We start from the raw sequence: 12,839 nt of genomic DNA, 5'->3' as shown, positions 1-12,839 counted from the left end.
CCTACTTCGGGGTTAGGTGAGCGTCCAGGAGCGCTTGGAGAGCCCGAACCAGAAGCCGTCGATGGCGGTCTTGGCCTCGATGCCTCCCGAGGCATATGCCGCGCCAAGGGCTACATAGAGCGGTGCCCAGTGCTCGGAGCGCGGGTGCGCCTCGCGGGCGGCAGGCGCCTTGTGCAGGAAGTCGAGGATGGAGTCCACGTCGCCGCGGCCCATGGCCTCTTCGGCCCAGTGGTCGAATTCGCTCGATGCGGCCGGCGGGGTGACGTCGGGTCCGCCTGCCGGGTTGAACCAGCGCAGGTTGTGCGTGGTGAAGCCGGATCCGATGATCATGGTGCCGCGGTCGCGCAGCGGAGCCAGAGACTGGCCGAGGGCGAAGAGGCCCTGGGGATCCAGGGTGGGCATTGACATCTGCACCACCGGGACATCCGCGTCGGGGAACATTTCCTTCAGCGGCACGTAGGCGCCGTGGTCCAGGCCGCGGGTCTCGTCGCGTTCCACGTGGTGGCCGTGGGTGCCGGTCAGCCGGGCGACCTCGTCGGCCAGCTCCGGTGCCATGGGGGCGTCGTAGCGCACGTCGTAGTAGTGCTGCGGGAAGCCCCAAAAGTCGTAGACCAATTCCTGCTTCCGGTGCGTGGCACTCAGCGACACCGGTGCATTCTCCCAGTGCGCGGAAATCATCAGGATGTCCTTGGGCTTTTCCATGGTCCCCGACCAGCCTGCCAATTGAGATGTCCACGTGGCGTCGTCGGCCAGGGGCGGGGCGCCGTGGGAGAGAAAGAGTACCGGTGGGCGGTCGGCTGCAGTAGTCATGTAATGAGCATACACCTTATTTAGTTGATTCTTCAAGTAAATAAGGTGCTGTTCACCGCTCACCAAACCCCGGAGGTGCCAGACGCGGATTCGTGCGGGCCTGGCGTTGCCTCGACATTCTGCTGTGCAGAATGTCCTGGCACCGGGAAGGAGACCGGTCCTACGGTTGATGAACCAGATCACAACGCCGCCTTTGGGCGCCGGCATACCGAGGAGCAGCATGCAGTTCTACCAGGATGGCTACCGCCCGGGAGACCCCGACATCCGCCCCGCCGCACCCGGCCGCCGCGCACCGGGAACTTTCCCCGAGCAGGTGGACGTGCTCATCGCCGGCACCGGCCCCGCCGGGTCGGTCCTGGCCGCCCAGCTGGCCGAGTTCCCCGACATCTCCACACTCGTGGTTGAGCGCCGCGAGGCGGCCCTCGAACTGGGGCACGCCGACGGCGTCGCCTGCCGCACCGTGGAGATGTTCAACGGCTTCGGGCTGGCCGAGCGCCTGATGCGCGAGGCCTACTGGGTCAATGAGACCAGCTTCTGGGGCCCGGACTCCGCCGACGGGATCGCACGCACCGGCCGGATCCAGGACGTCGCCGACGGCCTCTCCGAATACCCCCACGTGATCGTGAACCAGGCCCGCATGCAGGACCTGCTGCTCGAGCACATGGCCAACTCCCCTTCCCGGCTGGTCCCCGACTACGGTCTGGAACTCATCGACGTATCCGTCGCCGAAACCGGCGACCACCCCGTCACAGCAACGCTGCGCCGCACCGGGGCCGAGCCAGGGGCGGATATCACCGTGGCCGCGAAGTACGCCGTGGGCTGCGAGGGCGCCCGCTCGAACGTGCGCCGCTCGCTGGGCATCAAGATGCAGGGCGATGCCCGCAACCACGCCTGGGGCGTCATGGACATGCTGGCGGTCACCGATTTCCCCGACATCCGCCTGAAGTCCGCCATCCAGTCGGCCTCCGGCGGATCCATCCTGCTGATCCCGCGCGAGGGCGGCTACCTGGTGCGCCTCTACGTGGACCTCGGCGACATCGACCCCGGTGATCGCGAGGCCCGGAGCCGTTTCACCGCCGATTCGGTCATCGAGGCGGCACAGAAGATCCTGCACCCCTACACGCTGGATGTGAAGGAAATCGCCTGGTGGAGCGTCTACGAGGTGGGCCAGCGCATCGCCGAGCGGTTCGACGACGTGCTTCCCGAGGACCGCGGCACCCGCACCCCGCGCGTGTTCATCGCCGGGGACGCCTGCCACACCCATAGCGCCAAGGCCGGCCAGGGCATGAACGTCTCCATGCAGGACGGCTTCAACCTGGGCTGGAAGCTGGCGGCGGTGTTGCAGGGCCGCAGCCCCGAGGCCCTGCTGGACACCTATTCCGAAGAACGCCAGGTGATCGCCCAGGAACTGATCGACTTCGACCTCAAGTGGTCCACCGCGATGGCTGCCAAGCCCAAGGACCCCGCCAACCCGGATGCCGGCGGCATGGATGCCGCCGAACGCCAGGGCATCTTCACCCAGGGCGGCCGATTCACCGCCGGATTCGCCACCGACTACCGCCCGGGCATGATCACAGGGGAAGGCACCCACGAGCACCTGGCCTCCGGCTTCCCGGTCGGCGAGCGCTTCCACTCCTCACCGGTCATCCGGCTCGCCGATGCCAAGCCGCTGCAGCTCGGCCACCAGGCGCTGGCCGACGGCCGCTGGCGGATCTACGTGTTCGCGGACGCCGCACGCCCCGACGCAGCCGATTCCCGCCTTGCCGCGCTCTGCACCTTCCTGGCCGAGGCCCCTTCCTCCCCGGTGTGCTCCTTCACCCCTGCCGGGGTCGACGACGACGCGGTCTTCGACGTGCGTGCGGTGCTCCAGCAGCACCACCGCGACGTGGAGCCCGGGGACGTTCCCGCGTTCCTGCTTCCACGCAAGGCGCCGCTGGGACTCATCGACTACGAGAAGGTCTTCACCGCGGATGCGGCGAACGACATCTTCGCCGCACGCGGGATCGACCGCGAGCTCGGCGCCATCGTGGTGGTCCGCCCCGACCAGTACGTGGCCCACGTGCTGCCGCTGGATGCCCACGCGGAGCTGGCCGCCTTCTTCGCAGGCATCATGCGCGCCCCGGCGCTCGTCTGACCTTGATGCGGTCGCGGGCTCCACGGAACCCGCGACCACCCGTAGGATTCTGTTGTGCAGAAAACTAATCGGATCGTCAAACGGCCCGTCCACGCCGTCGAATCGGTGGAAAATGCCTTGCGCATCCTGGTGCTGCTGCAGGAACGCGATGCGCTGCGCATCGTCGATGCGGCCAGGGAGCTGGGCGTGGCACCCTCCACCGCCCACCGGCTCCTGGCGACTCTCGTCTACCGGGGCTTCGCGGTGCAGGATCCGCAGAAGCACTACGCCGCCGGACCCAACTTGCACCTCGATGCGGCACGGAATCCGGCCCGAAGACTGGTCGCCGCGGTGCGACCGCAGCTCGAGGCGCTGGCTGCGGCGACGGGCGAAACCGTGAACCTGGTGGAGCGCATCGGGGCGAGCGCCCGGTTCCGCCACAGCGTCGAAGGTCCGCAGCTGGTGCGGATCGGCGACCGCACGGGAACGGTGCTCCCGGCCGGCACGTCCTCCGCCGGATTGGCCGCACTCTCGGTCCTCTCCGATGCGGCCGTTGCCCAGCTCTACCGCCGCCGTGCCACCCGGAGCGAGGGCAACGAGCTGGATGCCGGGGGCCTTGCCCATTTGCTCTCCGAGCTCGCCCAGGTCCGGGCCAGGAACTACGCGATCAACATCGGCCGCACCGAACCGGAGCTCGCGGCCATCGGCGCTCCCGTGGGTCCGCTGGCCAACGGGAAGTCCTTTGCCTTGTCCCTCAGCGCACCGATCTCCCGCGCCGGGGACCTGCAGGGCGCCCGGGTCGTTTCCCTGCTGCTGGCGGCCTGCGCCGCTATCCGCGGCACCCTGGACACGCACCCGGAATGACGGAGCGCCCCCGACACCGAGTGTCGGGGGCCTTTTTTCCGGCGGGCCGGGAACGGCTAAAGCACCAGGAACGGGACCAGCAGCGAGGTCACGAACAGCACCAGCGCGCCGCCGAGCCGGTTGGTCAACGCGGCGAAGGGCATCAGGTGCATGCGGTTCGCGGCGCTGAGCACCGCGACATCTCCGCTGCCACCGGTGTCGGCCATGACCAGGCCCGGGGTGATGGAGGCTTCCACGAAGTTGAACTTCATGAGCCAGCCCAGGATGCCGGAGGTCAACGTCGCGATCAGCACCGTCACGACGGTCAGCAGGATGAACTTCGGGTTGCTCAGCGAGGCTACGACCTCGTCCATGTTGATGTAGCTGATGCTCACGCCCACCAGCAGCGCCGGGACCATGGTGGCGCCCACCATGTCGCCCCAGTCGGCCGTGGATTCCTCGATGTCCTTGGGCAGCCATCCGAAGATCTTCACCGCGGCGGCGGCGATGATGGTCCACGCGTAGGGGTGCAGGACCTCGAGGTAGGAGCCGACCAGCTGCCCGAAGATAAACAGCGCGCCGGCAAAGAGCAGGCCCTTGCCCAGGGCAATGAACGAGGAGGACTCGTTCTTGGGCGGCAGGGAAAGCTCGGATTTCTTGCCCTTGATGCGCATCAGCTCGCCGTGGCCGTTGAACCCGACGAAGAACTGCTTGCGGGTCTTGCCCAGCCCGTTGTAGATGCCGGCAATGATGATGCACACGATGTTGGCCACCACGACGGCCGACATCAGTTCCCCCATGAACGTCGCCGAATCCTCACCGGTGCGGGCCGCGTACATCTCGCTCATCGGCAGCGCGCCCACGCCCAGCCCGCCGGCCATGATGGGGGCGGCAATGAACAGGATGCCCTCCATGAACCCGAAGCCGGTGGCAGCACCCAGCAGACCGACCAACACGAACGTTGCCACGAGGCAGCCGACCAGCGGCACCGCGAAGCGCGGTCCGGCCTTCAGCAGCAGGGCGCGAGGCATGCCCAGGATGGAGCCGGCGATGATGGTGATGACGAAGAAGTCCAGGAACCCGTGTCCCTTGACGAAGTTCTCCACGACCTCCACCAGGTTTGCAGGCAAGAGGTCGAAGGACATGAGCGTGGCTGGAATGAACGTGCACAGCACCGTGGGCAGGCCGAAGTCGCGCACCACCGGGAACAGGTTGCCGATCCAGATCAGCAGCCCGCCGAGCAGGATCGTGACAGTGAAGCCCGAGAGCATGGAGTCCGGCAGCTTGCCGGTGGCTGCGGCAATGAACACCATGACGGCAAGCACGATGAAGAGCGCTGCCGGCAGGCTGGCGATCCGGGTGCCGCGCGGGCCGGGGAAGTGCGTGCCGCGCAGCTTGCCGACATGGGGTTCGACGCGGCGTTGGACGCCGGGATCGTCGGGGTGCTGGTTCCCAAGGGTGGAAACGGGGTTTTCAGTCTGAGACATCGTCGTCCTCGCAGAATGATGGGGCGCACCGGCTCCTGACGGAGGCATCCCGGCGTGCGGTGGATGGGAGGTGTTTCTAGTGCCCGGTCAGGGCGTTCACCGGCAGTGCCGGGGAGTTGGAGACCGCATCGCTGCCCAGCCGTACTGCCCGGTTCAGCCCGGCTTCGTCGATGCCGGTCTCGTGCCCGGCGGCGTGCAGGTGGGCCACGAGTTCCTCGGTGGCAAGGTTCCCCGCCGCGCCCGGGGCAAACGGGCAGCCGCCGTAGCCACCCAGCGCGCTGTCAAAGCGCGTGATGCCCGCCGCGATGGCCGCGTCGATGGTTGCCAGCGCCTGCCCGTGGGCGTTGTGCAGGTGCAGGTAGTAGGTCAACTCCGGTTCCGCGTCTTGGACGTGGCGCACACTTTGCATGAGCCGTTCGGTGGGGGTGGTGCCCAGGGTGTCGGCCAGTCCGATCTGGGTGATGCCCATGGCCTTGTAGGCGCGCACCACGCGCAGCAGGTGGCCGGAATCGATCTCGCCCTCGAAGGGGCAGGTGAAGGCGGTGGAGATCCCGGCGAAGAAGTTGATGCCCGGGTGGGCGGCCACGTCGGCGGCGAGGGATTCGAGTGCCTGCTCGATGCTGTACCCGGCGTTCGCGGTGCTGTGTGTCTGGCTGGCGGAGGTCACCACCTGGATGTGGGTGGCACCGGCGGCCACGGCCCGCACGATCCCCTTGCCGTTCAGGGCCAGGGAGGTGAACGTCGCCCCGGTGCCGGTCGGCAGTCCGGTGAGCACCGCGTCGGCGTCGCCCATCTGCGGCACGCGGGCCGGGTTCACGAAGGAGGCGACCTCGAGCCGCTTCACGCCCGAAGCCACCAGCGCTTCGGCAATCGCCAGCTTGTCGCCCGTGGAGACGATGACGTTTTCGTCCTGCAGGCCGTCGCGCAGGAAGACGTCGGTGATGTGGATCTGCATGTCAGTTCTTCTCCTTGACGCCGAGCGAGTCGATGTCCTGGATGCTCAGTCCGGCCAGGTCGCGCAGGACTTCGTGGGTGTGTTCGCCGAGTTCCGGACCGATCCAGGCCACGCGGCCCTCGTGCCCGGGGATCTTGGGGACCACGCCGGGGAAGCGGATCAGCTCGGGTTCGTCCTCGATGATCACCTCGTGGGTTTGGATCATGTCGCGGGCCAGGTAGTGCTCGTCCTTGGCGATCGAGGGGGCGTCGTAGACCGGGCCGGCAGGCACCCCGGCGGTGTCCAGCTCGTTGAGCACCTCGGCCAGCGGCATCGAGGACGTCCAGGCGGCGATGGCTCCGTTGAGTTCCTCTTCGCGCGCCCCGCGGCCCTCGGTGGTCAGCAGGGTCGCATCGGCGGCGAGGTCTTCGCGTCCGATCGCCTTCATGAGGCGGATGAACACCGAGTTGGAGTTGCCGCCGATCACGACCTCCAGGTCGTCCCCGCACGGGTAGGAGCCGGTGGGCACGACGCCCGGCAATGCGCCTCCGGTGCGCTTGCGGACCATGCCGTAGGCGTCGTAGTCCGGGACCAGGGACTCGAGCAGGGAGAAGACGCCCTCGTAGAGCGCCACGTCGACGATCTGCGGGCCCTCGCTTTTCACGCCCTGGGCCTTTTGGAACATCAACATCAGCGCGCCGATGACGCCGTAAAGACCCGAGACGGTGTCCCCGACGCTGGCTGCCGCGCGGCCCGCCGGGCGGTCCGGTTCGCCGGTGATGTAGCGCAGGCCGGCGAAGGACTCGGCTGAGCTGCCGAACCCGGCACGGTTCTTGTACGGTCCGGTCTGTCCGTAGCCGGAGATGCGGACCATGACCAGGTTGGGGTTCGCGGCGTGCAGCTCCTCGGGACCCAGTCCCCACTTTTCCAGCGTCCCCGGGCGGAAGTTCTCGATGACGACATCGGTCTTGGCCACGATCCGCAGGACGGCCTCACGGCCCAGCTCGCTGCGCAGGTCCAGCGCGACGGATTTCTTGTTTCGCCCCATGGTCCGGAAAAGCATCGAGGTGGTGCCGCGGGTCTTGCGCCAGTCGCGCAGCTCGTCGCCGCCCTCGGGCTTCTCGATCTTGATGACTTCGGCCCCGAAGTCACCGAAGAGCCGTGCAGCGAACGGGGCGGCAATGAAGCTTCCCAGTTCCAGCACGCGGATTCCCTCGAGCGGCAGCGTACTGCCCGGGAGGTGGAGATTTTCAGTCATGGTCTTCGCCCTTTCCAAGGTGACTGCATCGAAATTTCCCACACAATGGGATATGATTCCCTGCAGGCAGGAAGACAGTAGCAAGTGATTCAGGACACAGCAAGAGGCGTTGCGGCAAGAGCTTCGCATCCAGCGCCCCTGACCGCGGTCCTTGGGCGCGGAACCCGACATCACGGGCTGTTTTCTTGATTCATGAAAAATTGCGTCACAACCCACGGGCGGCAGACACGCTCGCCCACACCATGAGGAGACAGTCATGGCCGAGTCGGCAGCCACCAGCAACCGCATGCTCGAACGAGTCGCCATGGTCCTTGATGCGGTGGATGGTTCGTCGGCCTCGGCCAGCGAACTGGCACGGCGCACCGGCCTGTCGGTGTCGACGGTCCACCGCTTGGCGCTGTCGATGGTGGAGTACGGGTTCCTGCGCCGGATCGATGACGGCGACTTCAAGCTGGGCCACCGCTTCGTGCGCACCGCGTTGGAATCGATTGCCGCCCCGGTACTCACCGAGCTGCGCAATGCCACCGGAGAGACCGCCCAATTGTGGATTCGCCGGGGAGAACGGCGCATCTGCCGGGTGACGGTGGACAGCCAACACGAGCTCAAGGCCACGCTCCCGGCGGGCTCCGTGCTGGAACTGCCCAACGGGTCGAGCGGACGACTGCTCTCCCGCGATCCCGAGGCCCTCGATTCCGTGGAGCAACACGGATGGGTTGAATCGGTGGGCCGGCGAACCCCGGGCCTGGGCTCGGTCAGCGCACCGGTGATGCTGCGCGACCAGATGATCGCCACGCTCTGCCTGGCCATGCCGCTGATCCGGGTTGAGACCTCCCCCGGCCTGGACTTCGGGGAGAAGGTCGTCCGCGCGGCGCGGCTGATCGGCACCGAACTGGAAATGGGCAAGCAACTCTAGGGATGCCTCCCCGGGCTCAGAGGCCCCAGGCCCGCGCGTTCGCCAATGCCTGCTCCACGTCGGAGGCTTCCAGTTTCCGATACAGGCTGCGCATCTGGGACTTGACCGTGTTTTCGGACCGGTAGTCTGCCTCGGCGATCTGGCGGCGGGTCATTCCCGCACGCAACTGCCTCAAGACCTCCTGCTCCCGCACTGTCAGCACCGGCCGCCTGGGCAACGGCGTGGGCGCAAGATCCAGCGCGTACCCCAGCCGCTGGAGCTCTTCGGGATCAAGCTCCAGGTGCCGGCTCACCTCGGACCACCCGGGGACCATGCCCAGAATCGCGAGTTCGTAGAGGACCCCCGAGTCCCGATGCTGCTGCTTCACTCGCTGCAATGTCGCCGGAGTCGGGCCCCGGGGGTTCCTGGCGGCGATATCCAAATACAGCACCAGGTTTCCCCGCCGGCGCATGCCCCCGGTGAGCGGAACTTCCTGAAGGGCGGCCAGGGCTGCGTCGGGATTCCCGCCCAGCAGGTGCCCGAGCGCCACCAGCAGGGGGTCCCTGTTTTCGATCCCGGTTCCAGGGCGCACGCCGCCGCGCTCCAGGATCTCGGCCAGCAGCAGCGTGTCGTCGAACAACCGCCGCGCCAGGGGCGCGGCCGCCGCGTAGCGACGCTCTTGGCGCAGGGAGGAGATCAAGTCCCGCGCAGCATCGAAGATGCCGGCATTGAGTTTCTGCAGCGCCAGCAGCTGGACATGTACGGGCCAGAATTCGTCGTTGTCCACGACGGACGGCAGGGCGCCCATCTCCACATCGAAGCCGGCGTAGTCGAGCCGGGCCAGGGCCATGAACGCACGGGCCATTGCGGCCGTGCGCTCCACCATCACCTTTCCCCACCCGACTTCGCCGATGGAGGCATCGTGCTTGGCCAGCCAGCGCATGGCAGAGCCACTGTCCCCTTCCAGCACATCGAGCAGCGCCATCTTTCCTGCCACGTCGGCCAGCAGGAAGGCCTTGCCGGAGACCTGCGCCCAGTGGAAGCCCTGCTCATAGGCCTGGCGGGCCTCGGCATCGCGGCCGGCCAGCTGCAGGGTAATCCCGGCCTGGAGATCAACCATCGACACCAGGGCCGGGTTGAGCCTTTGGGCGTCAAGCGCACGGTGCAGCGCCTCGCGGAGGCGATGGGCGGCGGCCGCCGCTTCCGGGTAAAAGCCTGACTGCCGCAAGTGGAGCATTTCCAGAATGCCTACCGTCAGCGCGTGTGTGTTTGGCTTGGCGTAGAGTCGCACCGTGTCACGATGCAGGCGCTGGGCCGTTTGGTTGGTGGCGTAGTCGGGTTCGAACCCCGGCAGCTGCAGTGCAAGTCCGTCCCGGTCCGCCTGGCCCAGCATCCGCAGGCCGATGCGCATGTATTCGGTCTGGTTCGCAATGAACCGCGGGATCTTGGCCGCGATCACGCCCAACTGCTTGGGGTTGCGCATGAGGATGTCCACCCAGTTCTCCAGCAGCATGTTCAGCAGCGCCTGCCAGCTGCGGCGCGCCACCGCCGACTCCACCGCTGCGCCTACCCCGCGGGTTGCGGCCATCGCGTTGACGGCGGCCTGTTCCAGCACGACGGTGGACTCGCGGCCACGCTGTCCAACCCGTTCCACCAACACCTTGCGTACCATCGCCGGCATCATCCAACCGCCTCGCCCGTCGGCTTGCACCAGGCCCGCCTCGACGAGTTCATCCAGGGTGTGGACCACAGGGGAAAATTCACCGTAGAAAGCCTCGACGGTGCGCCTGTCGTATGCGGGCAGGAACGCCGCCTCCGACAACGCCCCGTCTGGATCGCGGCTGGCCAGCCAGATGACCAGGCCGCTGCGGATGATCTGCTGGGCGCGCGGGCGCGCCTGCGGATCCGCTGCAAGGGCCCGCGTCGCCGCGAGCCACCCTCCGGACAATTCGTGGATGAGACGGGCCTCGTCCCGCTCGGCCGCCGTGCCCGGGCCGACAAGCTGCGCCGTCTCGCTGGCGTCCAGCAGCAGGTCGCGGTGTTTTGCCACGAGGCACGGGGTCCGCGAGGAGAGGTCCCAGAGGGAGGCGGTCGGCGCCAGGATGACGGCCACGTGCAATGTGGCATCCGCACGGAGCCGTTGAACCAGCAGGTCCACTTCGGTTGCCTCGTCGATGTCCCCGCCGGACCAATCGAGAACTTCCCCTACCTTGTTCCCGATCCACGAGCGCGCAAAAATTTCGCGGCCGGTTCCGGCCGCGGCGCGGATGAACAGCAACCTGCACGTTCCGTCGTCCCAGGCAAGGAACCTCGCCAAGGCAGGATGAATCGTCTGTCGACCGGATGCGGCCCCCATGCCACCCCTTTCCCCCCCTATGCACTCGTTGCACGTTCACCGGTGCGCCGAGGTGGCACCTCCGGCTGTTCCTCAGGGATCCCGCCAGTGCCACATGGCGACGGGTCTCTTGTTACCTCATCTGTTACCTCATCCTAAACGCCATTTCCCCGTTTTGACCCTCTGTGGCAGCACCTGGACGCCGCCCCCCGATGGGCCGGGAAGCCGGCAGCAATTCACTGCGGCGGTTTTCGGCTCCTTCGGCGCGCGGCAGTTTCCCCAAGCTTCGGAATGTCCTCTCGGACACATTGGCCACCCGCGGTGCCCCCGACTCCCCTAGAATTGGGCTGAATCCCCTGTTTTTCGCCGCTTGTGCGACACCTGCCCCTTAGTTGCGCCGGTGGGTCCCACCGAAGCCGGCGCCCCGCAAGCCCATTCTTCCGAACGGACCCCCGCATGCCTTCCCTGCCCGCCACCGCAACCGCCGTGCCGACGCCCGTCGAACGCCAGTCGGTGCTTCGCACCCTGCGCTCCCCGAAGCTGCTCGGCGTGGAGGTCCTCGGCGGGTTGGTGGTGGCGCTCGCGCTGATCCCGGAGGCGATCGCGTTCTCCATCATCGCCGGGGTCGACCCCAGGGTCGGACTGTTTTCGGCTTTCACCATGGCGGTGACCATCGCGGTGGTGGGCGGGCGCCCCGCGATGATCTCGGCCGCCACCGGTGCGGTGGCCCTGGTCATCGCACCGCTGGTGGCCAGCCACGGCGTGCACTACCTGGTCGCTGCCATCCTGCTGGCAGGCGTGTTCCAGGTGCTGCTGGCGGTGTTGGGCGTGGCCAAGTTGATGCGCTTCATCCCCCGCCAGGTCATGGTCGGGTTCGTGAACGCGTTGGCGATCCTGGTGTTCATCGCCCAGATGCCCGAGCTCATGGGCGTCCCTTGGCTGGTCTACCCGTTGCTGGGCCTCGCCCTGTTGATCGTCTTTGGGCTGCCGAAGATTACGACGAAGGTCCCGGCCCCGCTGGTGGCGATCGTGGTGCTGACCCTGGTGACTGTCTTCAGTGCCATTGCGGTTCCCACGGTGGGCGACAAGGGTGAGCTGCCCTCAAGCCTCCCGGAGCTTTTCTTCCCGCAGATCCCGTTGACCTTTGAGACCTTCCAGGTCATTGCGCCGTACGCTCTGGCGGTGGCATTCGTGGGCCTGCTCGAATCCCTGATGACCGCCAAGCTGGTCGACGACGTGACAGACACCGGCTCCAGCAAGACCCGCGAGGCCTGGGGCCAGGGCGTGGCCAACCTGGTGACGGGGTTCTTCGGCGGCATGGGCGGCTGCGCCATGATCGGGCAGACCATGATCAACGTGAAGGCCTCCGGGGCCCGGACCCGGATTTCCACGTTCCTGGCCGGCGTCTTCCTGCTGGTGCTGGTGGTGGTCTTCGGCGACGTCGTGGCGCTGATCCCCATGGTCGCGCTGGTCGCGGTCATGATCTTCGTGTCGTGGGCGACCTTCGACTGGCATTCCATCCGTCCCTCCACGCTGCGCCGCATGCCCAAGAGCGAAACCTCGGTCATGCTCATCACCGTGGTGGCCACGGTGTCCTCGCACAACCTGGCCGTGGGCGTGGGAGCCGGAGTGCTCACCGCGATGGTGCTCTTCGCCCGGCGCGTGGCGCACTTCGTCACGGTCAAGCGCACGGTGGATGCCGCGGGCGAAACCGCAACCTACACGGTCAACGGCGAGCTCTTCTTTGCCTCGTCCAACGACCTCTACACCCAGTTCCAGTACGCGCTGGATCCCGAGAACGTGGTCATAGACATGCACGCCTCGCACCTTTGGGACGTTTCCACGCTGGCGGCACTCGACGCCATCACGGCCAAGTACGAGGCCGGCGGTAAGCGGGTGGAGATCGCTGGCTTGAACGAAGCCAGCGCCGCGATGCGCGAACGCTTGGCGGGGCACCTGGGCTAACGCTTCGGCGCCCTTGGGACCTTGGCACGGTCCTTCGGCCCCGCCCCGCACGTTTAGACCCGGCCGCGCTGGCACGGATCCCGCGCGCCCGCTGCCTTCCCGCCCCGATGGCTCCTACGACGCGGCCCGCGTAGTGCGTGTTGGTTTCGGTCCAGGCCGAATGCATGTCAATGGTTTTGCGATATGGGCGGTGCTGGCATGC

The 12,839-nt window shown here is 67.2% G+C and carries 9 protein-coding genes; 4 read left to right on the top strand and 5 right to left on the bottom strand.

Going from position 1 to position 12,839, the window contains the following annotated elements:
• Window positions 1-12 precede the first annotated feature (12 nt).
• Window positions 13-810, bottom strand: coding sequence for a dioxygenase family protein (locus Q2T94_RS09315; RefSeq protein WP_302263816.1), 798 nt, complete (start codon window positions 808-810; stop codon window positions 13-15).
• 220 nt (window positions 811-1,030) lie between these two features.
• Here Q2T94_RS09315 and Q2T94_RS09310 point away from each other — a divergent pair, with 220 nt between their 5' ends.
• On the top strand, window positions 1,031-2,944 hold the full coding sequence (locus tag Q2T94_RS09310) for an FAD-binding monooxygenase (protein ID WP_302263815.1): 1,914 nt from the start codon (window positions 1,031-1,033) through the stop codon (window positions 2,942-2,944).
• Window positions 2,945-2,998: 54 nt separating this feature from the next.
• Window positions 2,999-3,787, top strand: coding sequence for an IclR family transcriptional regulator (locus Q2T94_RS09305; protein ID WP_302263813.1), 789 nt, complete (start codon window positions 2,999-3,001; stop codon window positions 3,785-3,787).
• Between the two features lie 56 nt (window positions 3,788-3,843).
• On the opposite strand, the gene Q2T94_RS09300 is transcribed toward Q2T94_RS09305, so the two are convergent.
• The 3 genes from Q2T94_RS09300 to Q2T94_RS09290 form a co-directional block, all read right to left on the bottom strand.
• Entirely contained in the window at window positions 3,844-5,253 is a 1,410-nt protein-coding gene (locus Q2T94_RS09300; RefSeq protein WP_302263811.1) for a 2-hydroxycarboxylate transporter family protein, read from the bottom strand.
• 76 nt (window positions 5,254-5,329) lie between these two features.
• Window positions 5,330-6,208 carry a hydroxymethylglutaryl-CoA lyase gene (locus tag Q2T94_RS09295; RefSeq protein ID WP_302263809.1) on the bottom strand — a complete coding sequence of 293 codons (879 nt, stop codon included), beginning with the start codon at window positions 6,206-6,208 and terminating at the stop codon, window positions 5,330-5,332.
• 1 nt (window position 6,209) lies between these two features.
• Window positions 6,210-7,445: a CaiB/BaiF CoA transferase family protein gene (locus Q2T94_RS09290; RefSeq protein WP_302263807.1), complete on the bottom strand. Its 1,236-nt coding sequence runs from the start codon at window positions 7,443-7,445 to the stop codon at window positions 6,210-6,212.
• 256 nt (window positions 7,446-7,701) lie between these two features.
• Here Q2T94_RS09290 and Q2T94_RS09285 point away from each other — a divergent pair, with 256 nt between their 5' ends.
• On the top strand, window positions 7,702-8,358 hold the full coding sequence (locus Q2T94_RS09285) for an IclR family transcriptional regulator (protein WP_264271309.1): 657 nt from the start codon (window positions 7,702-7,704) through the stop codon (window positions 8,356-8,358).
• Window positions 8,359-8,374: 16 nt separating this feature from the next.
• On the opposite strand, the gene Q2T94_RS09280 is transcribed toward Q2T94_RS09285, so the two are convergent.
• A complete protein-coding gene (locus Q2T94_RS09280; protein WP_302263805.1) occupies window positions 8,375-10,693 on the bottom strand; it encodes a helix-turn-helix transcriptional regulator in 2,319 nt (772 codons plus the stop codon).
• A 435-nt stretch (window positions 10,694-11,128) separates the two neighbouring features.
• On the opposite strand from Q2T94_RS09280, the gene Q2T94_RS09275 reads away from it, so the two are divergent.
• The gene (locus Q2T94_RS09275) at window positions 11,129-12,637 is read left to right on the top strand and encodes a SulP family inorganic anion transporter (RefSeq protein ID WP_302263804.1); all 1,509 of its coding nucleotides are present in this window, start codon (window positions 11,129-11,131) and stop codon (window positions 12,635-12,637) included.
• Window positions 12,638-12,839 lie beyond the last annotated feature (202 nt).

Origin of the sequence: Paeniglutamicibacter sulfureus, from assembly GCF_030512175.1 — a bacterium.
GTDB lineage: Bacteria > Actinomycetota > Actinomycetes > Actinomycetales > Micrococcaceae > Paeniglutamicibacter > Paeniglutamicibacter sulfureus.
This window is presented reverse-complemented; position numbering and strand designations above follow the sequence as displayed.

Excerpts from the sequence above, each read along its gene's own strand:
- Q2T94_RS09315 (WP_302263816.1), bottom strand. The coding sequence starts at position 810 with ATGACTACTGCAGCCGACCGCCCACCGGTACTCTTTCTCTCCCACGGC.
- Q2T94_RS09310 (WP_302263815.1), top strand. The coding sequence starts at position 1,031 with ATGCAGTTCTACCAGGATGGCTACCGCCCGGGAGACCCCGACATCCGC.
- Q2T94_RS09300 (WP_302263811.1), bottom strand. The coding sequence starts at position 5,253 with ATGTCTCAGACTGAAAACCCCGTTTCCACCCTTGGGAACCAGCACCCC.
- Q2T94_RS09295 (WP_302263809.1), bottom strand. The coding sequence starts at position 6,208 with ATGCAGATCCACATCACCGACGTCTTCCTGCGCGACGGCCTGCAGGAC.
- Q2T94_RS09290 (WP_302263807.1), bottom strand. The coding sequence starts at position 7,445 with ATGACTGAAAATCTCCACCTCCCGGGCAGTACGCTGCCGCTCGAGGGA.
- Q2T94_RS09285 (WP_264271309.1), top strand. The coding sequence starts at position 7,702 with ATGGCCGAGTCGGCAGCCACCAGCAACCGCATGCTCGAACGAGTCGCC.
- Q2T94_RS09280 (WP_302263805.1), bottom strand. The coding sequence starts at position 10,693 with ATGGGGGCCGCATCCGGTCGACAGACGATTCATCCTGCCTTGGCGAGG.
- Q2T94_RS09275 (WP_302263804.1), top strand. The coding sequence starts at position 11,129 with ATGCCTTCCCTGCCCGCCACCGCAACCGCCGTGCCGACGCCCGTCGAA.